The organism is Vreelandella halophytica (genome assembly GCF_968193635.1).
Genome location: NZ_OZ309107.1, coordinates 189,224 through 212,030, shown reverse-complemented (window position 1 = coordinate 212,030; position 22,807 = coordinate 189,224). Strand labels below are relative to the sequence as shown.

The following is a 22,807-nucleotide window of genomic DNA, read 5'->3' as shown; positions in this document are numbered from 1 at the left end:
AGACTTAGCCTCTTTTCCTGGTGAACAAGAGTCAGCCCATGCGTTTAAACGCCGATTTTTCCCGGTTTGCCTGTGTGATGCCTGCAGAGTACGAGTGGGTGGATTCCCCCAGTGCCGGGGTTGAGCGGATGATGCTGGACCGCATCGGCGATGAGGTCGCCCGGGCGACGAGCCTTGTGCGCTATGCCCCGCACAGCCAGTTCGAGCGCCACGTGCACGGCGGCGGCGAAGAGATTTTCGTGCTGGAAGGCGTGTTTGGCGACGAACACGGCTGCTACCCGGCGGGCAGCTACCTGCGCAACCCTATCGGGACCGGCCACACCCCGCAAATAGGCGAAGAGGGCGCGCTGATTCTGGTCAAGCTTCACCAGTTCGAGCATACCGACACGCTACGCGTTGCGATGCCCGCGCACCGCCTGCCCTGGCAGCCCGACCAGCGCGAGGGTGTGCGCTATAAGATGCTGCACACCCACGGCCAGGAGCGGGTAAGCCTCGAGCAGTGGGAAGCTGATGTGACCGTCAATTACCCGCAGCTTAGCAAGGGGCTGGAGATATTCGTGCTGGAGGGTGTGCTATGGGAAGGCGGCACCGAGTACCCGGCAGGCAGCTGGTGCCGCTATCCGTTTGGGTCACTGCCTACGCTCAAGGCGGGAAGCGACGGCGTGCGCCTGTACCTCAAGCGCGGGCATCTGTCCGCGGCGTAGCCCGCTAAAGGCCGCCAAGGCCCAGAAACGGCAACAGCGTCAGCAGCGCAATCAACGCCACCGCGACGAGGGTGAGCACCACCTGAAGCGGGTGAGCCATAAAACGACGCCAGAGCGTCGGCGCCTCGCCCCGGGCCCTGGCCTGCTCGAAGGCGTGGCGCTCGCTTTGCTGGCGGCGCTGCTGGTACTCGGCAAGCGCCGCGTCGGCGGCCTCGCGTTGGCCCTCATCGCGCAGCCAGATCGCATCGACCCCCAACCGGAAAAAGCCCGCCTGGGTCTCGTAGACATCGAAGCCGCGCTCAAAGAGCAGCGCGCGCACCTCCGACGCCTCTTCATCGGTGACATGGCGCAGCCGAAAAAGCAGATGCGCCACGCTAGTCGCCCGTCTCGGCCATCAAGTCCGCCTGAATGACCTCGATCCAGTAGCCGTCCGGGTCTTTCACGAAGATGACATCCTTCATTTTGCCCTGTTCGGCGCGCTTCACAAACGTTACCTCATTGACGTCGAACCAGGCCTGGGCGGCGTTAAGATCCGGCACGCTAAAGCAGATATGACCAAAGCCCTGGGGCTCGGCATTGCCGTCGTGATAGGCGAAATCCGCCTGCGCCTCAATACCCCAGTTGTGGGTCAACTCCAAAAGGCCTTTCTGGCTGAACGTCCAGGTCGTGCGCTCCCGGGTATCTTCGGGAATCTGCTCGTCGCTTTCGACATTGGCAAGGAAGTAGAGCGAGAACTGCATCTCGTCGAAATCGAGCCGGCGCAGTACCTGCATGCCAAATACGCGCGAGTAAAATGCCAGTGCCGTTTGTGGGTCTTTCACCCGCAGCATGGTGTGGTTGAAACGAAAGCCTTGCGTGTTGGCCGGCGCTGGTACGACGCCGGGATGCTGCTCGCCCTGGAAACTCATGGAACACTCCTTATTTGACGCGAAACTTTGACGAAACCGAGACTTTGTACAAGGCTGTAGTCTAATTGATACAGGTGCAACGCACATTCAACGCCCGTTCGACATACAAACTTAACCATGAGGGCAGACTTTGGCTAATTCCAGCCCTGCTCTCAGGAGGCATCATGTCTCGTGACCGTAACGTTTTCGGTGAGCCTTTAACACCCTGCTGCCATAGTCCTAAAGCAGGCTTCTACCGCGACGGTTTTTGCCGCGTAGGCCCTAATGACATCGGCGTACACTCGGTGTGCGCCATTGTGACAGAAGAGTTCCTGGCGTTCTCCCAGGCGCAGGGTAATGACCTTGTCACCCCGCGCCCGGAATTCGGCTTTCCAGGCCTGGCGCCGGGCGACCGCTGGTGTCTTTGCGCCAAGCGCTGGCAGGAAGCCGCCGATGTCGGCCTGGCACCGCCGGTCATCCTGTCCGGCACGCATGAGAAAACCCTCGACATCGTCCCGCTGATCACCTTACAGCAGCACGCCATGGATGCCGTGCACTAGATACTCGCCAGGCTTTACAAGCCACCTCGGTATCCGGATAGTAGACCCACGACAGGGGCGCCCGGCAACGGGCTGAGACGTACCCTTTGAACCTGAACCGGATAGTACCGGCGTAGGGAGTCGTGGTGTTCTCACCACCTCCCGCCCGGGAGGATGCCATGACTCTACCCCCCCTTGGACGCTACCTGAGCGCGCTACATGACGCGACGCCGCTCGTACACTGCATGACCAATTTCGTGGCCATGAATTCGACCGCCAACCTCGTGCTGGCCGTGGGCGCCTCGCCTGCCATGTTGCATGCCCAGGAAGAAGCGCCGGAGTTCACGGCGATAGCGGATGCGCTTTCGATCAATATCGGCACCATCTCCCCGCATTGGGCAGCGTCGATGATGGCCTGCGCCGAGGTGGCCAGGCGCCAAACAAAGCCTTGGGTGCTGGACCCGGTCGCGGTGGGCGCCACGGCGTATCGCCAAAGGCTTTGTGAAGAGCTTTTAACCCTCGAGCCCACGGTCATTCGCGCCAACGCCTCGGAAGTATTGGCCCTTAGTGGATTGGAAAGTCGCGGTCGCGGCGTGGACGCCGCCGCCAATGTCCAGCAGGCCGACGACGCTGCCATCGCGCTTGCCCAACGCCACGGCTGTGTCGTGGCCATGACCGGCGAGCAGGACTTCATCACCGATGGCACCCAACATGCCCGGGTCACCGGTGGCCACGCGCTGATGCCCCGGGTGACTACGCTTGGTGGCGGGCTTAGCGCCATCGTGGCCGGTTTCGTTGCCGCCACGCCGCAACAACCCTTCAAGGCGAGCGTAGCCGCGCTGGCCGGCTTTGCGCTGGCGGGCAGCCGGGCGGGGAAAAAAGCCAACGGCCCGGGTAGCTTTCAGGTCGAGCTGTTGGATGCGCTCTATCAGCTGACACCCGAGACGCTATCGCGTCAGGGCCTTTGGGAGAACGTCGACCCGGCCAACAGCCAGGGAGCGCCGCAGTGAGCCTCGACCTTTCGCTTTATCTGGTGACCGACGCGGCGCTGTGCAGTGCTTATGGGCTCGAAAAAACGGTCGAGGCGGCGGTGGCCGGTGGCGTCACCGTCGTGCAGCTTCGCGACAAGCACGCAAGCGATGCGGCCATGATCGACCAGGCCAGACGCTTGAAAGCATTGCTGGCGGGTAGCGGCGTTCCCTTGATCATCAACGACCGGCTGCACGTGGCCGTCGAAAGCGGCGCCGATGGCCTGCACGTGGGTCAAAGCGATGCCACAGTGCCGAGTGCTCGCCAGGCTTTAGGCCGTCATGCGCTGTTGGGGCTGTCGATCAATACGCTGGCCGAGCTCGAAAGCGCTCCGCTTGAGACGCTGGACTACCTGGGGCTCGGCCCGGTCTTCGCCACCGCCAGCAAGCAGGATCACGCCCAGCCGCTGGGCTTTGACGGCCTGGCAGCCCTGGCCCGGGCGAGCCGCCTGCCAAGCGTGGCCATTGGCGGGCTGAAAGCCGAGCACGCCGGGCGCGTGTTCGAAGCCGGTGCCCACGGCCTGGCGGTGATTTCGGCGATTTGCGGCACGCCCGACCCCTACGAAGCGGCCCGGGCGTTCAAACGGTGAAGCACCAACTCGAGCATATCAGTGCCTTCGTGAAGGTCGCCGAGCTGGGTAGCTACACCCGCGCCGCCGAGGCGCTGGATATCTCGCGTACCCGGCTTTCCCGCCAGGTGATGGCGCTGGAGGAGTCGCTGGGGGCGCGGCTTTTGCAGCGCACTACCCGGCGCATTCACCTGACCACCGAAGGCGAGCGCTACCTGGCCCACGCCCAGGCCATTTTGCAGGCGCTGGACGAAGCGGCGAGCGACGTGAGCAGTACCACCCAGCAGGTGGGCGGCGAGATGCGCATCAATGCGCCGATGAGCTTCGGCGTGCGCCACCTGGCGCCACTGGTTGCCCGCTTCATGACCGAGCATCCCGCGCTCCGGGTGCGCCTGGATCTCAACGACCGCCGGGTGGATCTTGTCGAGGAGGGCTACGACGTGGCGATCCGTATCGGCAAGCTGGCCGACTCCAACCTGATTGCCCGGCGTATCACCCGCTGCCGGATGCTGTTCTGCGCCTCGCCGGATTACCTTGAGCGCATGGGCACGCCGACGACCTTCGAGGCACTGGCCGAGCACCACTGCCTGCGCTACCGAAGCGGTCAGGCCACCGGCAGCTGGACGCTTGGCAATGCAACGACCCTGACGCCCCACGGGCCGGTCGAGAGCAACAACGGCGATGTGCTCACCCATATGGCCGAAGCCGGACTGGGTATCGCACAGCAGCCGAGCTTTCTGGTCACCGAGAGCATCCTGGCCGGACGGCTGGTGCCGCTACTGACCGATGCGCCGCCGGTCATGCTCGATATACACGCGCTCTACCTTGCCAGGCGCTACCTGCCGGCCAAGGTCGAGCGCTTTATCGCCCTGCTGACCGAGGCCTGGGGCGACCCGCCCTGCTGGGAAGAGGCCATGGGATTGTCGCGCATAGCGCAACAGTGAAGTGAAAAAAGCGCAGATTATCTTCACTCGTGCGCGGGTTATAGTTTCTCCATCAGCCACATCCCTGACCGCTTATGGAGCAACCCTCATGACCACGACCGCGAACATCTCGACCACCCCTTTCTTCCAGCCCTACGCCATCACGCTTTTACGTGTCTCGCTGGGTGTCATGGCGCTGGCTCACGGCCTTTTGAAACTGCTCGTGTTCACTCTGCCCGGCACCGTGGGCTACTTCGAGTCGCTCGGCCTGCCCGGCTTTCTCGCCTACTTAACCATTGCCGGCGAGATCGGCGGCGGCCTTGCCCTGATACTGGGGATCTACACCCGCTGGGTCAGTCTTGCGATGATTCCGCTGCTGCTGGGCGCCGCCTCGGTGCATTTGGGCAACGGCTGGATGTTCTCCAACGAAGGCGGCGGCTGGGAATTCCCGATCTTTTGGGCCGTCGCGCTGCTGGTGCAAGCAGGACTGGGCGGTGGACGCTTCAGCCTGACCGAACGTACCCGCTAACCTCTACGCCAGGCCCCGGCTCGCCCGGGGCCCTTGAAGGAGATTCACCATGCTGCCCAGCCTGTTTATTTCCCACGGCTCGCCGATGCTCGCTCTGAACACCACCCCTGCTCACCGTTTTCTGCGCGGGCTGGGCCAGACCCTGACGCCCAAAGCGGTCATCGTGATCTCGGCGCACTGGGAGAGCCTAAAGCTCAAGGTCAGCCAGACCGCCTGGCCGGAAACCATTCACGACTTCGGCGGCTTCCCCCGCGAGCTTTTCGAGTGCCACTACCCCGCCCCCGGCGAGCCCGCCCTGGCCGAGCGGCTGGGAACGCTGTTAGGAGCGGATGTCGTCGAGCGCGGCTTCGACCACGGCGCCTGGGTACCGCTGTCGCTGATGTTTCCCAACGCCGACGTGCCGGTCGTCTCGATGTCGCTGCCGCTTCGCTGGTCGAGCGAGGAGCTAAAGGCGCTGGGTGAAAAGCTCGCTCCGCTTCGCGAAGAGGGCGTGCTGATCGTGGGTTCGGGAAGTTTGACCCACAACCTCTACGAGACGATGCCGCTGGGCAGTGCCATGCCCCCTTGGGTGGGCGAGTTCGCCGGCTGGGTCAGCACCCAGTTCGAACAGAACAACCGCGACGCGCTGCTGAACTGGCAAAGCGCCCCCGAGGCGCGGCGTAACCACCCCACGCCGGAACACTTTCTTCCGCTACTGGTGGCCATGGGAGCCGGAGGCGATGCCCGCCAGCTTCATCACAGCGTCGAGCACGGCGTGCTGGCCATGGACGTGTACGCTTTCGAGTAAAGCCCTCAACGAAAAGCCCCGCTAACGCGCTGTTAGCGGGGCTTTTTTATGCGAGGCGCACGCCTTTGACGTTAAAGGCTTGCGTTGACCACCATGCAGTCCATGCCCTGGGCATGCAACGTTTGGCAGGCAGCAATGGCGCGCGCTTCGTCGAGTGCGACCACACGGGCGCGGAATACCGGCGTGTGGCCCTCGACGGTATCGACCGCGGCGCGGCCCCCCACGTCATTGGGCAAACGCTGAGCGGCCTGGCGGGCGAGCTGTTCGGCGTGGCTCGCCTGGCTAAACGCACCTACCTGAATCCCCCAACCACCGTTGGCGCTGGCAACGGCAAGCGGATCGGCCATGGTTTGCTGCTGCTCTTCGATCAGCGCTTGTAGCGGGTCGTGGTGCGTGACGGGTGCTGCGCGGGAGGGCTGGGGTGCGGGCGCCTGATTGGCGGCAGCGGCCGGTGGCCGAGCACTCGTATCCACATTAGCCAGAATGGGAGATGGCGGCATGCTGGGCGGCGGCGTGGTAAGCGGCGCCGAGAGCCCAGGGAAGCTCATGAACTCGCGGGAGAAGTTGGTATCGGCAAGCCAGGAGGGGTTGTCGCGAAGCCCGGCCCTGGCGAAGCTGCGATCGAGCAGGTCGGCCATGTGCTCATCCCGCGACGACGAGCTGAACCCGCCCATGACCACAGCGATCATACGCCGGCCATCGTGCACCGCAGTGGTCGCCACGTTAAAACCCGAGGCACGGATAAAACCGGTTTTCAGACCGTCGGCACCGGGGTAGTCGCGCACCAGGCGGTTGTGGCTGGTATGACGGGTGCCCTTGTAGCTGAACTCCTGTAGACCGAAGTAGTGGTAGTACTGGGGGAAGTCCTGCATCACGCGAGTCGAGAGAATCAGCATGTCCCGGGCGGTGGTGATCTGGCCATCGTCGGGCAGGCCCGAGGCGTTGCGAAAGGTCGTGCTGTGCATGCCAAGCTCCCGCGCCTTGGCGGTCATCATGTTCGCAAAGCGCTGTTCGCTGCCGCCCACCGCCTCGGCGACCACGACGGCCACGTCGTTGGCCGAACGTACGGTCAGCGCGCGAATAGCGGTATCCAGCGGGATGGTGCTGCCCGCCGAGAGCCACAGCTTGGTGGCCGGCATGGCGGAGGCCTGGGCGGAGACCGCAAGCGGTTGGTCGAGGCGTAAATTGCCGTTTTCGACCGCCTCGAGGGCCATGTAAATGGTCATCATCTTGGTGAGCGAGGCGGGATAGCGCGGCAGATCGGCATTTTCCGAGTAGAGCACTTCACCGTTTTCCAGATCGACCACGATGCCCGCATAGCGCGGGTTACCGTCGGCATGCGCAGTACTGCCCAGTACCAACACCGCCATGGCGACGGCGCACATTAGCCACCACCGCATGGCGGTGTTTGAAGTCACTCCCCTCGCTGCCATACCTGCCCCTTGCTACTCGCTTTAATTGATCTCAAGGCCCGGGATTCACGGCCTTCGTCCCAAGCGCTCAGGTTAGCACGTACCCGATCACAGTAAACGTATTCTAAAGTGAGAAAAGGGTCTGTTTTAGTAGCACGCATAAAAAAACCGGCCCCCAGGGGGCCGGCTTTCACTCGACTTTTAAAAGCGTGCTTTCAAAAGCGGTGCGATCTTACTCTTCCGCAGCGGCTTCTTCGACGGCCGGGCGGTCGACCAGTTCGACGTACGCCATGGGCGCGTTGTCGCCTGGACGGAAACCGCACTTGAGAATGCGGATGTAGCCACCGGGACGTTCGGCGTAACGCGGGCCCAGCTCGTTGAACAATTTGCCGACGGCTTCTTTAGAGCGCGTGCGGGCAAATGCCAAACGGCGGTTCGCGACGCTGTCCTGCTTGGACAAGGTGATCAGCGGCTCGATAACGCGACGCAGTTCCTTGGCCTTGGGCAGGGTTGTCTTGATGACTTCGTGCTCGACCAGCGACACGGACATGTTTTTGAACATGGCCTGGCGGTGCGAGCTGTTACGGTTTAATTGACGACCACTCTTACGATGACGCATGGTTGTGATTCCTTACCAAACTGGGACTCAAGTCGACGCTTACGCGGAGGCCTTGTCGTCCTTCAAGCTCGCGGGTGGCCAGTTCTCCAGCCGCATGCCAAGGGAAAGACCGCGCGCTGCCAGGACATCCTTGATTTCGTTCAAGGACTTCTTGCCGAGGTTCGGTGTTTTCAACAGCTCCACTTCCGTGCGCTGGATCAAATCACCGATGTAATAAATATTCTCGGCTTTCAGGCAGTTCGCGCTGCGAACGGTCAACTCAAGATCGTCTACGGGGCGCAACAGGATCGGATCGATATGATCCTCTTCCTCTTCGACTTCCTGCTCTTTATCAGCTTCCAGGTCGACGAAGGCGGCCAGCTGCTCTTGCAGAATGGTCGCACTGCGGCGGATAGCCTCTTCCGGATCCAGAGTACCGTCGGTTTCCAGGTCGATAATCAGCTTATCGAGGTCGGTGCGCTGCTCGACACGAGCGGCTTCGACCGAGTAGGAAACGCGGCGGACAGGGCTGAAGGTGGCATCCAACTGCAGGCGGCCAATAGCACGCGTCTCTTCATCAGAGCCGCGGGCGTCAGCCGGTTCGTAGCCACGACCCAGCGCCACCTTAAGCTGAATTTTCAGCTCGGCACCTTCATTGACGTGTGCAATGACGTGGTCCGGGTTGACGATTTCGACGCTATGATCAAGCGCAATGTCGCCAGCGGTGACGACGGCTGGGCCCTGCTTGTTCAGCGAGAGCACCGCCTCATCGCGGCTGTGCATCTTGATCGCAACATCTTTCAAGTTCAGGAGGATTTCGATTACATCTTCCTGCACCCCTTCGAGGGCACTGTATTCGTGCTCGACACCGGCAATTTCAGCCTCTACCACGGCAGCGCCGGGCATGGATGAAAGCAGAATGCGACGCAGTGCATTCCCCAGGGTGTGGCCAAAGCCGCGCTCGAACGGTTCGAGAACGATCCTGGCATGATGTGCGCTGATTTCTTCGACCTTGATATCGCGAGGACGAAGAAACTCTGTCACTGAACGCTGCATATGAACACCTTTCAGGCTGCCAAACGGATACTGAGTACTCTAGAGCGTGTACTCAAGAGCATCCGGGCGGTGCGTTGGACGAACCGCCCGGGCTTCAAGAAGCATATTTGCCAAGCAAACGGCTTACTTGGAGTACAGCTCGACGATCAGGTTTTCGTTGATGTCGGCAGTCAGGTCACCGCGTTCAGGCAGAGCCTTGAAAGTGCCTTCCATCTTCTTGGCGTCGATGTCGATCCAGGCGATATCGCCACGGTTGGCCGAGATGGTCAACGCGAGTTGGATACGGGCCTGGTTCTTCGCCTTTTCGCGAACGGAGATCACGTCACCCGGCTTCACTTTGTAGGAAGCCACGTTAACGCTACGACCATTGACGGCAATCGCCTTGTGGCTGACCAGCTGACGCGCTTCAGAGCGAGTCGAGCCAAAGCCCATGCGGTAGACGACGTTATCCAGTCGGGATTCGAGCAACTGCAACAATACTTCACCGGTGGCGCCTTTCAGGCGAGCGGCTTCTTTGTAGTAGTTACGGAACTGCTTTTCGAGTACGCCGTACATACGACGTACTTTCTGCTTCTCACGAAGCTGCAAGCCGTAGTCTGAAAGACGCTGACGACGCTGGCCGTGTACACCCGGAATCTGCTCGGATTTACACTTTTTCTCGAACGGAGTCACGCCACTCTTCAAGAAGAGGTCGGTGCCTTCACGACGAGACAGTTTGCACTTCGGTCCAATATAACGAGCCATGAATCTCTCTCCTTAAACGCGGCGTTTCTTAGGCGGACGGCAGCCATTATGGGGAATGGGCGTCGCGTCTACGATGCTTTGCACGCGGAAGCCGGCGGCGTTCAGTGCGCGCACGGCGGATTCACGGCCGGGGCCGGGGCCCTTGACCAGCACGTCTACGTTTTTCACACCATACTCGGCTGCAGCAGTCGCTGCACGTTCACTCGCTACTTGAGCTGCGAACGGGGTACTCTTACGAGAACCTCGAAAACCCGAACCACCGGCAGTTGCCCAAGAAAGCGCATTGCCCTGGCGGTCTGTGATCGTCACGATCGTGTTGTTAAAAGAGGCATGGATGTGCGCAACGGCGTCCACTACCTGCTTTTTAACCTTTTTACGGTTACTACGCGGGTTAGCCATGTTGATGTCTATTCCTGTCTTAACGCCGGTTCTGCCTTAGTTACAGAACCTGCGTATTATTTGCGGATCGGCTTACGCGGGCCCTTACGGGTACGCGCGTTAGTCTTGGTCCGCTGACCACGCAGCGGAAGACTACGACGATGACGCAGACCACGGTAGCAACCCAAGTCCATGAGACGCTTAATATTAAGCGTGACATCACGGCGAAGGTCGCCTTCTACGGTGTACTTGCCAACTTCAGAACGCAGGGTATCGACTTCTTCAGCCGAAAGTTCCTGGATCTTGGCAGTATGGGCGATACCAGCAGCGTCACAGATGTGAGCGGCGCGGGTACGGCCAATCCCGAAGATATAGGTCAGCGAGATCGCCGCATGCTTGTTGTCCGGGATATTGACGCCTGCAATACGGGCCATCAGCTTACTCCGAAATTTGAGCGGCTTGCTCGTTTGTTCATCTTTAAAAGGCGCAACAGCATACCCCTTTTACTGCCCTAAGGCAAGGGGTATGCGACGCCCGCTTAAAACAGCGAGGGGATTAGCCCTGACGCTGTTTGTGCCGCGGTTCGGTGCAAATAACGCGGACAGCGCCATTGCGACGAATGATTTTGCAGTTACGGCACATCTTCTTTACGGAAGCTCGAACTTTCATCGTTCTTTCTCCAAAAACGGCTCGCGGCACGTCCGGGGTGTTTGGCCAGGGGGTGTCGAAACACACGCCTGGCCAAATGCCTGGGAGGCAGTGCTTAGCGCACTATGCCACCGCTACCGTAGCCTTTCAGGTTGGACTTCTTCATCACCGAGTCATATTGATGCGACATGAGATGCGACTGCACCTGAGCCATGAAGTCCATGATGACCACTACCACGATCAGAAGGGACGTGCCGCCAAAGAAGAACGGGACGTTCCAGGCAACGATCAGGAACTGGGGCATCAGGGAAACTGCAGTGATATACAGGGCACCGAACAGAGTGAGACGTGTCATCACCTTGTCGATATAGCGAGCGGTCTGCTCGCCGGGACGAATACCCGGCAGGAACGCACCTGACTTTTTCAGATTGTCAGCTACATCCTTGGGATTGAAGACCAGCGCTGTGTAAAAGAAGCAGAAGAATACCACTGCCGCCGCAAAAAGCAAGATGTAAAGCGGCTGGCCGGGGCCAAGCGCTTGCGATGCACGCTGCAGCCACTCCATTCCTTCACCGGCACCGACCCATTGCCCGATCGACGCCGGGAAGAGAAGGATGCTGGAGGCGAAAATAGCCGGAATGACACCGGCCATATTCACTTTCAGGGGAAGGTAACTGCTTTGGCCCGCATACATCTTGTTGCCGACCTGGCGCCGTGGATAGTTCACCTTCAAGCGGCGTTGGCCACGTTCGATGAATACCACGAATGCCACGGTGGCGATCCCTAGCACTGACAGCGCTAACAGCGGAAGAACATTCCAGGCCCCTTCGTTGCGGGCAAGCTCGAAAGCCTGACCCACGGCGCTGGGTAGCCCGGCGACGATCCCGGCAAAGATCAACAACGAAATGCCGTTGCCGATACCCTTCTCGGTGATCTGCTCACCTAGCCACATCATAAACACCGCGCCGGAGACGAACGTCACCACGGCAGTGAAGTAGAAGCTAAAGTCAGCGCTGTAAGCGATGCCTTGGCTAGCCAGGCCCACGGACATGCCGGTGGCCTGGATAAACGCCAGTATCACCGTGCCGTAGCGGGTGTACTGACTGATCTTTCGGCGGCCGGACTCGCCCTCTTTCTTGAGTTGCTCAAGCTGAGGGGAGACCGCAGTCATGAGCTGCATGATGATCGACGCCGATATGTAGGGCATGATGCCCAAGGCGAGAACACTCATACGCTCCAGCGCACCACCCGAGAACATGTTGAACATGCCCAGGATGGTGCCCTGCTGCTCCCTAAACAAGGCAGCAAGCTGGTCAGGATTGATACCGGGAACGGGAATATGGGCACCGATACGGTACACCACGATGGCGAGGAGCACGAAGCGCAAACGCGCCCATAGTTCACTCAGACCGCTGCCCGTCGCCGGCATGTTTCCTGACTTGGCCATTTAGTCCTCTACCTTGCCGCCAGCGGCTGCGATCGCGTCACGGGCACCTTTGGTGACCTTGAGACCGCGAACGGTAACCGCTTTATTCAATTCGCCGGAAAGAATGATCTTCGCAAACTGCGTAGCATTCTTCAGCACATTGGCTTGCTTTAAGGTTTCGAGAGTGACTTCGTCACCCGCGACCTTGGAAAGCTCGGCCAGGCGTACTTCTTCAGAGACCAGCGACTTCGCCGACGTAAAGCCGAACTTCGGCAGACGGCGCTGCAGCGGCATCTGACCGCCTTCGAAACCAGGCTTGACGCGACCGCCACTGCGAGATTTCTGACCTTTGTGGCCACGGCCACCGGTCTTACCCAGACCGGAACCGATACCACGACCAACGCGCTTTTCAGCGTGTTTTGAGCCCGGAGCCGGGCTTAAGGTATTAAGTTTCATGGATTACTCTCCCTCAACGCGCACAAGGTAAGTTACCTTGTGGATCATGCCGCGTACGGCAGGGGTGTCTTCCAGTTCAACCGTATGACCGATGCGACGCAGGCCCAGACCTTTCATGGTCGCCTTATGCTTGGGCAAAACGCCGATGGTGCTGCGGACCTGGGTAACCTTGATCAAAGCTGCCATGGTGCTTACCCCGTAATCGCTTCGACAGACAGACCGCGCTTGGCGGCCACGTCGTCCGGTGATTGCATGGAGGAGAGACCTTTAACAGTCGCTCGCACCACGTTAACCGGGTTGGTGGAACCGTAGCACTTGGCCAGTACGTCGTGGACACCGGCGAGCTCCAGTACGGAGCGCATGGCGCCACCGGCGATGATGCCGGTACCTTCAGACGCCGGCTGCATGAATACCTTGGAAGCGCCGTGACGCGCTTTCACCGGGTACTGCAGCGTTTGGCCTGCAAGGTTTACCTTGACCATGTTGCGACGCGCCTGATCCATCGCTTTCTGGATCGCGACCGGCACTTCACGCGCCTTGCCACGACCAAAACCGACACGACCATTACCATCACCAACGACGGTCAGCGCGGTGAAGCCGAAAATACGACCACCCTTGACCACCTTGGCGACGCGGTTGACCTGCACGAGTTTTTCTTGCAGATCACCGCCTTGCTGTTCGTTCTTCGCCATCGTAAAACCCTTTAGAATTCCAGGCCGCCTTCACGAGCGGCGTCGGCCAGAGCCTTGACGCGACCGTGATACTTAAAGCCAGCACGATCGAAGGCCACCTGGGTGATGCCTGCTTCTTTAGCGCGCTCGGCAATCAAAGCGCCAACTTTGGAAGCGGCTTCTGAGTTGCCCGTCGCACCTTCGCGCAGTGCCTTGTCCAGCGTAGACGCGCTGGCCAGCACTTGGCCACCATCCGGCGAGATAATCTGCGCATAGATGTGACGCGGCGTACGGTTGACGCACAGGCGATACACGCCCAGCTCGCGGATCTTGGCGCGAGCGCGGCGGGCACGACGGAGACGAGATTCTTTCTTCGCGTTCATAACCCTGCCTTACTTCTTCTTGGCTTCTTTGCGACGCACCTGCTCGTCGGCGTACCGGACACCCTTGCCTTTATACGGCTCGGGGGGACGGAAGGCGCGGATCTCCGCGGCGCACTGACCAAGTGCCTGTTTGTCCGCGCTTTTCAGCACGATCACGGTGTTCTTCGGCGTTTCCGCTGAGACACCTTCAGGCAGTTGATAGTCGACCGGGTGCGAGAAGCCCAGTGAAAGATTGAGCGTCTGGCCTTTCGCTTGAGCGCGATAACCGACGCCAACAATTTCGAGAGTCTTCGTAAAGCCCTCGGATACGCCCGTCACCAGGTTCTGAACCAGGGCGCGGGTTGTACCGGCCATTGCCCAGCTCTTGGCATTTTCACTCGGGGCGAAGGTCAGCTGGCCATCTTCTTGACCGATCACCACGTCGCGGTGAAGGGGCATTGACAGCGTGCCCTGGCCGCCCTTGGCGGTCAGCTGGTCGTCGTTGATTTTGATTTCAACGCCGGCAGGCACTTTAACCGGATATTTCGCTATGCGGGACATTCCAGCCTCCTAGAATACGGTGCAGATGACTTCGCCACCGACGCCAGCCTGGCGCGCGGCACGATCGGTCATGACACCATTGGAGGTGGTGACAATCGCGATACCCAGACCATCGGCGACCTTGGGAAGATTGCTCTTGCCCTTGTATTGACGCAAAGACGGCTTGGAGACCCGCTGAATATGCTCAATAACCGGCTTGCCCTCAAAGTACTTGAGCGCCACGGTCAGCGTCGGCTTAACGCCTTCGGCAACCGAAAAGTCGGTAATATAGCCTTCTTCTTTTAGCACGCGGGCCACTTCCACTTTCAACCTGGAGGACGGCATGACTGCCGTCTCCTTGGTGGCCATCTGCGCATTGCGGATACGGGTAAACATATCCGCTAGAGTATCTTGCATGCTCATTTAATGTGCGCTCCTGATGATTCTACGTGGCGTTACCAGCTGGACTTCTTCAGACCAGGGACGTCGCCACGCATGGCGGCTTCACGCAGCTTGTTACGGCCGAGACCGAACTTGTTGTAAAAACCGTGCGGACGGCCGGTGATGCGGCAGCGGTTAGTCTGACGCACCGGGCTCGAGTCGCGCGGCAGTTGCTGCAGCTTCAGCGTTGCCTCGAAGCGCTCTTCCTCGGACGTGTTCACGTCCGAGATGACCTTCTTGAGTTCAGCGCGCTTGGCGGCATACTTCTCTACCAGCTGAGTGCGCTTGAGCTCACGTTCTACCATGCTCTTTTTAGCCATGATCCAACCCTTATTTCTTGAACGGGAAGTTCAGCGCCGCTAGTAGCGCGCGACCTTCCTCGTCGGTGTTGGCGGTAGTGGTGATGGTGACGTCCAACCCGCGGATACGATCGATTTTATCATACTCGATCTCCGGGAAGATGATCTGCTCACGCACACCCATGGAGTAGTTGCCACGACCGTCGAAGGACTTCGGGTTGAGACCACGGAAGTCACGCACGCGAGGAATCGCGATGTTCACCAAACGGTCCAGGAAGTCCCACATACGCTCGGCGCGCAGTGTTACTTTGATACCGATTGGCCAGCCTTCGCGCACCTTGAAGCCCGCGATGGACTTGCGTGCCTTGGTCACCAGCGGCTTTTGACCGGAGAGCTTCTCCAGATCACCGATGGCATTGTCGATCAACTTTTTATCGTTGACCGCGTCGCCGACACCCATGTTCAGCGTCACTTTCGTGATGCGTGGTATCTGCATTACGTTGGCGTAGCTAAACTGCTCTTTGAGCTGAGCCACTACCTCGTTTTGATAACGTTCTTTCAAGTTCGCCATTGTGCTACCCGACTCGCGTTAGGCGTCGATCTGCGTCTGCGTCGACTTGTAGATACGTACCTTGGTACCGTCTTCCTTCACCTGGAAGCCGACGCGATCCGCCTTACCGGTCTCCGAATTGAAGATGGCTACGTTGGACGCGTGAATCGGAGCCTCACGCTCGACGATACCGCCCTGATTTCCCGCCATGGGATTGGCTTTGGTGTGACGTTTGATCATATTCACACCGGACACCAGAAAGCGGTTTTCTAATACCCGCTTAACGGTGCCACGCTTGCCTTTATCCTTCCCGGCGATGACGATGACTTCATCGTCACGTTTGATCTTTTGCATATTCGCCTCGCTCCTTACAGCACTTCAGGCGCTAAGGAAATGATCTTCATAAACCGCTCATTACGCAGTTCACGAGTGACCGGACCGAAAATACGGGTGCCGATCGGCTGTTCGTTGGTGTTGTTCAACAAAACCGCCGCATTTCCATCGAAACGAATAAGCGACCCGTCGTTACGACGGACACCGCTGCGGGTGCGAACGACCACCGCCTTGAGGACCTGGCCTTTTTTGACCTTGCCCCGCGGGATAGCCTCTTTCACCGTTACCTTGATGACATCACCTACGCGAGCGTAGCGACGGTGTGAACCGCCTAGCACCTTGATGCATTGCACCCGGCGCGCTCCGCTGTTGTCGGCGACATCCAGCATTGTCTGAGTCTGAATCATCGGTTTTCTCCAAACCTAATCTGACTGCACTGGTTGGAAGACCAGGGGATCAACCCTTGGCCTGCTCGACCACCTCGACCAGCGTCCAGGCTTTCTTCTTGGAAAGCGGACGGCACTCCTCGATGGAAACCGTATCGCCTGCCTTTGCCTGGTTCGCCTCATCATGGGCGTGCAGCTTGGTGGAGCGCTTAACGTATTTTCCGTAGATCGGGTGGCGCTCACGACGCTCGATCATGACGACGATGGATTTCTCCATCTTGTCGCTCACCACCTTACCGGTGAGCGTACGTGCTTTTTTCTCTTCGGCCATCTCAATCACCTGCCTTCTCGTTGAGCAAAGTCTTCACACGGGCGATATCCCGACGGACCTGCTTGAGCAGATGAGTCTGGCTCAGTTGGCCAGTGGCCTTCTGCATGCGCAGGTTAAACTGCTCGCGGAGGAGCTCGAGGAGCTGCTCTTGGAGCTCTCCTGCGGACTTTTCACGAATTTCTTGAGCTTTCATCACATCACCGTCCGTTTTGCAAAGGTGGTGGACAAGGGCATCTTCTGTGCGGCCAGATCAAATGCTTCACGGGCCAGCTCTTCGGATACGCCTTCAATTTCGTACAGGACCCGACCCGGCTGGATCTGGGCTACCCAGTACTCAACAGACCCCTTACCTTTACCCATACGAACTTCGAGTGGCTTCTTGGAGATCGGCTTGTCCGGGAATACGCGGATCCAGATCTTACCGCCACGCTTAACGTGACGTGTGATCGCACGACGGCCGGCTTCGATCTGGCGCGCAGTGATGCGGCCGCGACCGGTAGCTTTCAGGCCATATTCCCCGAAGCTGATCTTGCTTCCGCGATGCGCGAGGCCACGGTTGCGGCCTTTCTGCATCTTACGGAATTTCATACGCTTGGGCTGTAACATCGACTCGCTCTCCCCTTATCTGGAACCTTTCTTCTTGGGCGCGTTGCCGGAAGGCTGTTGCTGCTTGGCCTTGGCACGTACTTCCTCGATACCGCCGAGGATTTCACCCTTGAAGATCCACACTTTGACGCCGATAACGCCATAGGTGGTGTGAGCCTCAAATGTGGCGTAATCGATATCAGCACGCAGGGTATGCAGCGGAACGCGACCTTCGCGGTACCATTCGGTACGTGCGATTTCGGCGCCACCCAGACGACCTGACAGCTGAATCTTGATACCGCCAGCACCCAAACGCATGGCGTTTTGTACCGCGCGCTTCATCGCACGACGGAACATCACGCGACGCTCAAGCTGGCCGGCAACGTTCGCGGCGACGAGCTTGGCATCAAGTTCCGGCTTGCGAACTTCTTCGATGTTCACGTGAACCGGAACACCCATCATCTCGGTAAGATCGCGACGCAGACGGTCGACATCTTCACCTTTTTTACCAATCACGATACCCGGACGGGCAGTGTGAATGGTGATGCGGGCATTGTTCGCAGGGCGCTCGATATGGATATGGCTAACGGAGGCGTTTTTCAGACGCTCTTCCAGGAAGCTGCGCACTGCGAGATCGTTATTGAGCTTATCGGCGTAAGCGCCGCGCTCGGCATACCAGACAGAAGCATGGTCTTTGACAATGCCCAGTCGAATGCCTATTGGATTGACTTTCTGACCCATCTGGTCGACTCCTACTTCTCGGCTACCTTGACGGTGATGTGGCAGGTGCGCTTCAAGATACGATCCGCACGGCCTTTGGCGCGCGGCTTGATACGCTTGAGCGTCATGCCCTCATCGACGCAGATGGTCGAGACACGCAGCTCGTCGATGTCCATGCCGTTGTTTTCTTCCGCATTCGCGATGGCGGACTGAAGCACTTTCTTAACCAGCTTGGCAGCCTTCTTCGGGGAGAAGGTCAGCAGGTCAATAGCTTCGGCAACCGGTTTACCGCGCACTTGGTCAGCCACCAAACGGGCCTTCTGTGCGGATAAAGCAGCGCCACTCAGCTTAGCTGTGACTTCCATCTCTCAATCCTCTCTGGCTTACCGTTTGGCTTTCTTATCCGCCGCATGACCGCGATATGTGCGGGTAGCAGCGAATTCGCCAAGTTTATGACCCACCATTTCCTCGGAGACGTGCACCGGGACATGCTGGCGTCCGTTATGGACCGCGATGGTGAGACCTACCATATTGGGCAGAATCATCGAACGACGCGACCAGGTCTTGATCGGTTTGCGATCGTTCTTTTCTACTGCCGTCTCGACCTTCTTCAAAAGATGAAGGTCGATAAATGGACCTTTCTTCAGTGAACGTGGCACAGCCGTTACCTCTTAATGTCTTGGCAATTTAGATCAACGCGTCTTGTTACGACGACGTACGATCAGCTTGTCGGTGCGCTTGTTCTTACGCGTCTTGTGACCCTTGGTCGGAATACCCCAAGGAGAAACCGGATGACGACCACCGCTGGTGCGGCCTTCACCACCACCGTGCGGGTGGTCTACCGGGTTCATCGCGACGCCGCGAACAGTCGGACGCACGCCTCTCCAGCGCTTCGCACCGGCCTTGCCAAGTTGACGCAGGCTGTGCTCGGAGTTGCTCACTTCGCCCAGGGTCGCGCGGCACTCGGCCAGGATCTTACGCATTTCGCCAGAGCGAAGACGCAAGGTGGCGTAGTTACCTTCACGCGCAACCAGCTGTGCGCTAGTACCGGCACTGCGAGCAATCTGCGCGCCTTTACCCGGCTTCAGCTCGATACCGTGAACGGTAGAACCGAGCGGGATATTGCGCAGCGGCAAGGCATTGCCTTTCTTGATGGGCGCGTTAACACCGGATTCCAGCACGTCACCCGCGCTGACACCTTTCGGTGCGATGATGTAACGACGCTCGCCATCGGCATACTTAAGCAGCGCAATGTGCGCACTACGGTTCGGATCGTGCTCAAGACGCTCAACGGTGGCGGGAACGCCATCCTTGGTGCGTTTGAAGTCGATCAAACGGTAGTGCTGACGGTGACCACCGCCCACGTGGCGGGTGGTGATGCGACCGTAGTTGTTACGGCCACCGGACTTGGACTGTTTTTCCAAAAGCGGCGCATAAGCGCGGCCCTTGTACAGCTGCTCACCAACGATCTTGACGACGTGGCGGCGACCGGCGGATGTGGGTTTGGTCTTGACGATTGCCATTATCCGTACTCCTGCCCTTATTCGGCGCCAGAGAAGTCTTCGAGCGTTTCGCCCGCAGCCAGGGTCACATACGCTTTGCGGTAACCCTTACGCAGGCCAACACCATGAGCAGTACGCTTGGTTTTCCCCTTGACGTTCAAAACCTGAACACTGCCGACTTTCTTGTCGAATAGCGCTTCAACGGCTTTTTTGATCTCGGGCTTGGTAGCATCAGATGCCACCTTGAAAACGTACTGGTTGCGCTCGGCGGCCGACGCGGCCTTTTCGGTCACGTGCGGTCCAAGCAGAACCTTGAATACGCGTTCCTGGTTCATGCCAGCTTCTCCTCGAATTTACGCAGGGCGGAGACGGTGATCAGGACCTTATCAAAGGCAACCAGGCTCACCGGATCAGCTGCCGCGACATCCACCACGCTCACGTGGGGAAGATTACGCGCGGCTAAATAGAGCGTTTCGTCGATTTCATCGGTGACGATCAACACTTTTTCAAGGTTGAGCTCTTTTAGCTTGGCAGCGACCTGCTTGGTCTTGGGCGCGTCTACGCTGAACTCTTCAACCGCAACCAGACGTTCCTGGCGTACCAGCTCAGACAGGATGGAGCGCATCGCCGCACGGTACATCTTGCGGTTAACCTTCTGGGAGTGATCCTGCGGACGTGCCGCGAAGGTTACGCCGCCACTGCGCCATAGCGGAGAGCGGATGGTGCCGGCACGTGCGCGACCGGTACCTTTCTGACGCCACGGCTTTTTACCACCGCCACGGACGTCGGAACGATTCTTTTGAGCGCGGGTGCCCTGACGGCCACCTGCCAAATAGGCAGTAACGACCTGGTGGACCAGCGCTTCGTTGAATTCTTTGCCAAAAGTGGCGTCGGCTACTTCAACGGTACCCGTGCCTGCAGCAAGATTCAGATTCATTGGTAATTATCCCCTTCAGCCAGCTTTCACGGCGCTGCGAACGATGACGTCGCTACCGGTTGCACCCGGAACAGCACCTTTGATTAGCAGCAGGTTACGCTCGGCATCGACACGGACGATTTCAAGGCTCTGCACGGTGCAGCGGGCGTTACCCATCTGACCGGCCATTTTTTTGCCTTTAAATACGCGACCCGGGGTCTGACACATGCCGATAGAACCCGGCGCGCGGTGCGACAGGGAGTTACCATGGCTGTTGTCTTGGGTACGGAAGTTCCAGCGCTTAACAGCACCCTGGAAGCCTTTACCCTTAGAGGTGCCGGTCACATCGATCATTTGACCAGCTTCGAAGAGGGATACGGTGAGTTCGCCACCCACTTCCGGAACGTCCTCACCTTCTGCAAGGCGGAATTCCATCAGTGAACGACCAGCCTCAACACCCGCCTTGGCAAACTGTCCAGCTTGCGCTTTGGTGAGGTGCTTGGCCTTGCGAGAGCCGGTGGTAATCTGAACCGCTGCGTAGCCGTCGGACTCGACGGTTTTTACGCGTGTAACACGGTTAGGATCCACTTCAATAACGGTTACGGGCACGGATGCGCCGTCTTCGGTAAAGACACGGGTCATCCCGGCCTTTTTACCGACTAAACCGATAGTCATACTCAGTCTCCTATAGTGTACGGGGCTATCACCCGCTATGGCTGCCCTTTCCAGAGCATTCCACTAGCACATTGTATGGCGCCATCCCGGCGCGGCGGCTGCTGATCAGTTAATCGATGATCGCTGGGCCGCAAGTGTCTAGTGTGATTAGTCGAGCTTGATTTGCACGTCGACGCCAGCGGCGAGGTCGAGCTTCATCAGCGCATCAACAGTTTTCTCGGTCGGCTCAACGATGTCGAGCACGCGCTTGTGCGTACGAATCTCATACTGGTCACGCGCGTCTTTGTTGACGTGCGGTGAAATCAGAATGGTGTAGCGCTCGCGGTTGGTCGGCAGCGGGATCGGCCCACGGACCTGAGCACCAGTACGCTTAGCGGTTTCTACGATTTCCGCTGTGGACTGATCGATCAGGCGATGGTCGAACGCTTTCAACCGAATGCGAATCTTTTGGTTCTGCATTTGCCCTAAACTCCAATGGATGTCGACGGCGCGAGCCGTCTACCCACGCATTCAAAGGATGCGCATTATATGCACCTCAAGAGACAGTGTCAAACATTTGCTCTTGATGCGCAGAAAAGGGGGCTCATGAGAGCCCCCTTCGTCATTCAGCTAAAAACTTACTGAACGATCTTGGCTACGACGCCGGCACCAACGGTACGGCCGCCTTCGCGAATCGCGAAGCGCAGGCCTTCTTCCATGGCGATCGGCGCAATCAGGGTAACAACCATCTGGATGTTGTCGCCCGGCATAACCATTTCAACGCCTTCCGGCAGTTCACAAGTACCGGTTACGTCGGTGGTACGGAAGTAGAACTGCGGACGATAGCCCTTGAAGAACGGCGTGTGGCGGCCGCCTTCGTCTTTGGACAGCACGTAGACTTCGGCTTCGAAGACGGTGTGCGGCTTGATGGAGCCCGGCTTGGCCAGAACCTGACCACGCTCGACGTCATCACGCTTGGTACCACGCAGAAGCGCACCAACGTTCTCGCCTGCACGACCTTCGTCGAGCAGCTTACGGAACATCTCAACACCGGTAACGGTGGTTTTGGTGGTGTCTTTCATGCCGATGATTTCGACTTCTTCACCCGCTTTAACGAGACCACGCTCTACACGACCGGTAACAACGGTACCACGGCCAGAGATAGAGAATACGTCCTCGATCGGCATCAGGAACGGCTGATCGATCGCACGCTCCGGCTCCGGGATGTAGGCGTCAAGCGCTTTGATCAGCTCGGCAACGGCGGTAGTACCCATGCCGTTGTCGTCTTTACCTTCCAGCGCCATCAGCGCGGAACCGGTAATGATCGGCGTGTCGTCGCCCGGGAAGTCGTACTGGTCGAGAAGCTCGCGAACTTCCATTTCGACCAGCTCGAGCAGCTCTGCGTCATCGACCATGTCCGCTTTGTTCAGGAACACGACGATGAACGGAACGCCAACCTGACGGGACAGCAGGATGTGCTCGCGGGTCTGCGGCATGGGGCCGTCAGCGGCGGAACATACCAGGATCGCGCCGTCCATCTGCGCAGCACCGGTGATCATGTTCTTGACGTAGTCGGCGTGTCCCGGGCAGTCGACGTGCGCGTAGTGGCGTACTTCGGACTGATACTCAACGTGAGACGTTGCGATGGTGATACCGCGCTCGCGCTCTTCAGGAGCGTTATCGATGGTATCGAACTCACGCCAGTCACCGCCGAAAACTTCAGCAGACACGCGCGTCAGGGCCGCTGTCAGAGTCGTTTTACCGTGGTCGACGTGACCGATGGTGCCGACGTTGATATGCGGTTTGGAACGTTCAAATTTTTCCTTAGCCACT

General features: G+C 59.0%; 39 protein-coding genes and 1 riboswitch. Of the genes, 7 read left to right on the top strand and 32 right to left on the bottom strand.

All coding sequences use genetic code 11. From position 1 onward, the window contains the following. The first annotated feature begins 38 nt into the window (after positions 1 to 38). Positions 39 to 704, top strand: coding sequence for a cupin domain-containing protein (locus ACWHXT_RS01060; RefSeq protein WP_447927688.1), 666 nt, complete (start codon positions 39 to 41; stop codon positions 702 to 704). 4 nt (positions 705 to 708) lie between these two features. Here ACWHXT_RS01060 and ACWHXT_RS01055 read toward each other — a convergent pair whose 3' ends face one another. After that, positions 709 to 1,077: a DUF6164 family protein gene (locus ACWHXT_RS01055; RefSeq protein ID WP_447956902.1), complete on the bottom strand. Its 369-nt coding sequence runs from the start codon at positions 1,075 to 1,077 to the stop codon at positions 709 to 711. Position 1,078: 1 nt separating this feature from the next. Beyond that, a complete protein-coding gene (gloA, locus tag ACWHXT_RS01050) occupies positions 1,079 to 1,612 on the bottom strand; it encodes a lactoylglutathione lyase (protein ID WP_447956901.1) in 534 nt (177 codons plus the stop codon). A gap of 164 nt (positions 1,613 to 1,776) precedes the next feature. Between gloA and ACWHXT_RS01045 the strand changes: the two genes are divergently transcribed. From ACWHXT_RS01045 to ACWHXT_RS01020, 6 genes are all read left to right on the top strand, one after another. Further along, positions 1,777 to 2,151 carry a DUF2237 family protein gene (locus ACWHXT_RS01045; protein ID WP_447927685.1) on the top strand — a complete coding sequence of 125 codons (375 nt, stop codon included), beginning with the start codon at positions 1,777 to 1,779 and terminating at the stop codon, positions 2,149 to 2,151. A gap of 43 nt (positions 2,152 to 2,194) precedes the next feature. Beyond that, a riboswitch (TPP riboswitch) is annotated at positions 2,195 to 2,287 on the top strand. A 22-nt stretch (positions 2,288 to 2,309) separates the two neighbouring features. Then, entirely contained in the window at positions 2,310 to 3,140 is an 831-nt protein-coding gene (gene thiM / locus ACWHXT_RS01040) for a hydroxyethylthiazole kinase (RefSeq protein WP_447956900.1), read from the top strand. Beyond that, positions 3,137 to 3,748, top strand: a complete 612-nt coding sequence (gene thiE / locus ACWHXT_RS01035) for a thiamine phosphate synthase (RefSeq protein WP_447956899.1) — start codon at positions 3,137 to 3,139, stop codon at positions 3,746 to 3,748. Before thiM ends, thiE begins: the two co-directional genes overlap by 4 nt. After that, on the top strand, positions 3,745 to 4,671 hold the full coding sequence (locus ACWHXT_RS01030; RefSeq protein ID WP_447956898.1) for a LysR substrate-binding domain-containing protein: 927 nt from the start codon (positions 3,745 to 3,747) through the stop codon (positions 4,669 to 4,671). The genes thiE and ACWHXT_RS01030 overlap by 4 nt, the downstream gene beginning before the upstream one ends. A gap of 88 nt (positions 4,672 to 4,759) precedes the next feature. Further along, on the top strand, positions 4,760 to 5,179 hold the full coding sequence (locus tag ACWHXT_RS01025; protein WP_447927681.1) for a DoxX family protein: 420 nt from the start codon (positions 4,760 to 4,762) through the stop codon (positions 5,177 to 5,179). 49 nt (positions 5,180 to 5,228) lie between these two features. Continuing rightward, positions 5,229 to 5,966 carry a DODA-type extradiol aromatic ring-opening family dioxygenase gene (locus ACWHXT_RS01020; RefSeq protein ID WP_447927680.1) on the top strand — a complete coding sequence of 246 codons (738 nt, stop codon included), beginning with the start codon at positions 5,229 to 5,231 and terminating at the stop codon, positions 5,964 to 5,966. 71 nt (positions 5,967 to 6,037) lie between these two features. On the opposite strand, the gene ACWHXT_RS01015 is transcribed toward ACWHXT_RS01020, so the two are convergent. From ACWHXT_RS01015 to tuf, 30 genes are all read right to left on the bottom strand, one after another. Continuing rightward, positions 6,038 to 7,399 carry a D-alanyl-D-alanine carboxypeptidase gene (locus ACWHXT_RS01015; RefSeq protein ID WP_447956897.1) on the bottom strand — a complete coding sequence of 454 codons (1,362 nt, stop codon included), beginning with the start codon at positions 7,397 to 7,399 and terminating at the stop codon, positions 6,038 to 6,040. A gap of 211 nt (positions 7,400 to 7,610) precedes the next feature. Continuing rightward, positions 7,611 to 7,997 (bottom strand): 50S ribosomal protein L17, encoded by a 387-nt coding sequence (gene rplQ / locus ACWHXT_RS01010; protein WP_447527434.1) that lies wholly within the window; start codon positions 7,995 to 7,997, stop codon positions 7,611 to 7,613. 39 nt (positions 7,998 to 8,036) lie between these two features. Continuing rightward, positions 8,037 to 9,032: a DNA-directed RNA polymerase subunit alpha gene (locus tag ACWHXT_RS01005; RefSeq protein WP_252105880.1), complete on the bottom strand. Its 996-nt coding sequence runs from the start codon at positions 9,030 to 9,032 to the stop codon at positions 8,037 to 8,039. Between the two features lie 123 nt (positions 9,033 to 9,155). After that, entirely contained in the window at positions 9,156 to 9,776 is a 621-nt protein-coding gene (rpsD, locus tag ACWHXT_RS01000; protein WP_447927678.1) for a 30S ribosomal protein S4, read from the bottom strand. Positions 9,777 to 9,788: 12 nt separating this feature from the next. Beyond that, on the bottom strand, positions 9,789 to 10,175 hold the full coding sequence (rpsK, locus tag ACWHXT_RS00995) for a 30S ribosomal protein S11 (protein WP_009099028.1): 387 nt from the start codon (positions 10,173 to 10,175) through the stop codon (positions 9,789 to 9,791). 56 nt (positions 10,176 to 10,231) lie between these two features. Then, positions 10,232 to 10,588, bottom strand: a complete 357-nt coding sequence (gene rpsM / locus ACWHXT_RS00990) for a 30S ribosomal protein S13 (RefSeq protein ID WP_447927677.1) — start codon at positions 10,586 to 10,588, stop codon at positions 10,232 to 10,234. A 121-nt stretch (positions 10,589 to 10,709) separates the two neighbouring features. Beyond that, positions 10,710 to 10,823 (bottom strand): 50S ribosomal protein L36, encoded by a 114-nt coding sequence (rpmJ, locus tag ACWHXT_RS00985; protein ID WP_031384759.1) that lies wholly within the window; start codon positions 10,821 to 10,823, stop codon positions 10,710 to 10,712. A 94-nt stretch (positions 10,824 to 10,917) separates the two neighbouring features. Further along, positions 10,918 to 12,249, bottom strand: a complete 1,332-nt coding sequence (gene secY / locus ACWHXT_RS00980; RefSeq protein WP_447527431.1) for a preprotein translocase subunit SecY — start codon at positions 12,247 to 12,249, stop codon at positions 10,918 to 10,920. Then, positions 12,250 to 12,684 (bottom strand): 50S ribosomal protein L15, encoded by a 435-nt coding sequence (gene rplO, locus ACWHXT_RS00975; RefSeq protein WP_447527430.1) that lies wholly within the window; start codon positions 12,682 to 12,684, stop codon positions 12,250 to 12,252. Positions 12,685 to 12,687: 3 nt separating this feature from the next. Then, positions 12,688 to 12,870 (bottom strand): 50S ribosomal protein L30, encoded by a 183-nt coding sequence (rpmD, locus tag ACWHXT_RS00970; RefSeq protein ID WP_252105875.1) that lies wholly within the window; start codon positions 12,868 to 12,870, stop codon positions 12,688 to 12,690. 5 nt (positions 12,871 to 12,875) lie between these two features. Beyond that, positions 12,876 to 13,376, bottom strand: coding sequence for a 30S ribosomal protein S5 (gene rpsE, locus ACWHXT_RS00965; RefSeq protein WP_447527429.1), 501 nt, complete (start codon positions 13,374 to 13,376; stop codon positions 12,876 to 12,878). An 11-nt stretch (positions 13,377 to 13,387) separates the two neighbouring features. Beyond that, positions 13,388 to 13,738 (bottom strand): 50S ribosomal protein L18, encoded by a 351-nt coding sequence (gene rplR / locus ACWHXT_RS00960; protein WP_447527428.1) that lies wholly within the window; start codon positions 13,736 to 13,738, stop codon positions 13,388 to 13,390. Positions 13,739 to 13,747: 9 nt separating this feature from the next. Next, positions 13,748 to 14,278: a 50S ribosomal protein L6 gene (gene rplF, locus ACWHXT_RS00955; protein ID WP_447927675.1), complete on the bottom strand. Its 531-nt coding sequence runs from the start codon at positions 14,276 to 14,278 to the stop codon at positions 13,748 to 13,750. A 9-nt stretch (positions 14,279 to 14,287) separates the two neighbouring features. Next, positions 14,288 to 14,680, bottom strand: a complete 393-nt coding sequence (rpsH, locus tag ACWHXT_RS00950) for a 30S ribosomal protein S8 (RefSeq protein WP_447527426.1) — start codon at positions 14,678 to 14,680, stop codon at positions 14,288 to 14,290. A 32-nt stretch (positions 14,681 to 14,712) separates the two neighbouring features. Then, positions 14,713 to 15,018, bottom strand: a complete 306-nt coding sequence (gene rpsN / locus ACWHXT_RS00945; protein WP_447927674.1) for a 30S ribosomal protein S14 — start codon at positions 15,016 to 15,018, stop codon at positions 14,713 to 14,715. 10 nt (positions 15,019 to 15,028) lie between these two features. Further along, positions 15,029 to 15,568 (bottom strand): 50S ribosomal protein L5, encoded by a 540-nt coding sequence (rplE, locus tag ACWHXT_RS00940; RefSeq protein ID WP_447527424.1) that lies wholly within the window; start codon positions 15,566 to 15,568, stop codon positions 15,029 to 15,031. An 18-nt stretch (positions 15,569 to 15,586) separates the two neighbouring features. Next, positions 15,587 to 15,901, bottom strand: a complete 315-nt coding sequence (gene rplX / locus ACWHXT_RS00935) for a 50S ribosomal protein L24 (protein WP_447527423.1) — start codon at positions 15,899 to 15,901, stop codon at positions 15,587 to 15,589. A gap of 14 nt (positions 15,902 to 15,915) precedes the next feature. Then, entirely contained in the window at positions 15,916 to 16,287 is a 372-nt protein-coding gene (rplN, locus tag ACWHXT_RS00930; protein WP_252105868.1) for a 50S ribosomal protein L14, read from the bottom strand. Positions 16,288 to 16,336: 49 nt separating this feature from the next. Beyond that, a complete protein-coding gene (gene rpsQ, locus ACWHXT_RS00925; RefSeq protein WP_447929105.1) occupies positions 16,337 to 16,597 on the bottom strand; it encodes a 30S ribosomal protein S17 in 261 nt (86 codons plus the stop codon). 1 nt (position 16,598) lies between these two features. Beyond that, positions 16,599 to 16,790 carry a 50S ribosomal protein L29 gene (gene rpmC / locus ACWHXT_RS00920; protein WP_007111999.1) on the bottom strand — a complete coding sequence of 64 codons (192 nt, stop codon included), beginning with the start codon at positions 16,788 to 16,790 and terminating at the stop codon, positions 16,599 to 16,601. Next, entirely contained in the window at positions 16,790 to 17,203 is a 414-nt protein-coding gene (gene rplP / locus ACWHXT_RS00915) for a 50S ribosomal protein L16 (protein WP_252105866.1), read from the bottom strand. Before rplP ends, rpmC begins: the two co-directional genes overlap by 1 nt. Positions 17,204 to 17,218: 15 nt before the next feature. Next, positions 17,219 to 17,923, bottom strand: coding sequence for a 30S ribosomal protein S3 (rpsC, locus tag ACWHXT_RS00910; RefSeq protein WP_252105865.1), 705 nt, complete (start codon positions 17,921 to 17,923; stop codon positions 17,219 to 17,221). Between the two features lie 11 nt (positions 17,924 to 17,934). After that, positions 17,935 to 18,267, bottom strand: coding sequence for a 50S ribosomal protein L22 (gene rplV / locus ACWHXT_RS00905; RefSeq protein WP_009723900.1), 333 nt, complete (start codon positions 18,265 to 18,267; stop codon positions 17,935 to 17,937). Between the two features lie 18 nt (positions 18,268 to 18,285). Continuing rightward, on the bottom strand, positions 18,286 to 18,561 hold the full coding sequence (gene rpsS / locus ACWHXT_RS00900; protein WP_072824351.1) for a 30S ribosomal protein S19: 276 nt from the start codon (positions 18,559 to 18,561) through the stop codon (positions 18,286 to 18,288). Between the two features lie 33 nt (positions 18,562 to 18,594). Next, the gene (rplB, locus tag ACWHXT_RS00895) at positions 18,595 to 19,425 is read right to left on the bottom strand and encodes a 50S ribosomal protein L2 (protein ID WP_447927673.1); all 831 of its coding nucleotides are present in this window, start codon (positions 19,423 to 19,425) and stop codon (positions 18,595 to 18,597) included. 17 nt (positions 19,426 to 19,442) lie between these two features. Beyond that, a complete protein-coding gene (gene rplW, locus ACWHXT_RS00890) occupies positions 19,443 to 19,739 on the bottom strand; it encodes a 50S ribosomal protein L23 (RefSeq protein ID WP_447527421.1) in 297 nt (98 codons plus the stop codon). Then, on the bottom strand, positions 19,736 to 20,341 hold the full coding sequence (rplD, locus tag ACWHXT_RS00885; RefSeq protein ID WP_447527420.1) for a 50S ribosomal protein L4: 606 nt from the start codon (positions 20,339 to 20,341) through the stop codon (positions 19,736 to 19,738). Before rplD ends, rplW begins: the two co-directional genes overlap by 4 nt. A 15-nt stretch (positions 20,342 to 20,356) precedes the next feature. Next, positions 20,357 to 20,995 (bottom strand): 50S ribosomal protein L3, encoded by a 639-nt coding sequence (gene rplC, locus ACWHXT_RS00880; protein WP_447527419.1) that lies wholly within the window; start codon positions 20,993 to 20,995, stop codon positions 20,357 to 20,359. A gap of 147 nt (positions 20,996 to 21,142) precedes the next feature. Then, entirely contained in the window at positions 21,143 to 21,454 is a 312-nt protein-coding gene (gene rpsJ / locus ACWHXT_RS00875) for a 30S ribosomal protein S10 (protein ID WP_009098983.1), read from the bottom strand. Between the two features lie 158 nt (positions 21,455 to 21,612). Next, positions 21,613 to 22,806: an elongation factor Tu gene (gene tuf / locus ACWHXT_RS00870; RefSeq protein ID WP_447527418.1), complete on the bottom strand. Its 1,194-nt coding sequence runs from the start codon at positions 22,804 to 22,806 to the stop codon at positions 21,613 to 21,615. Position 22,807: the final 1 nt, after the last annotated feature.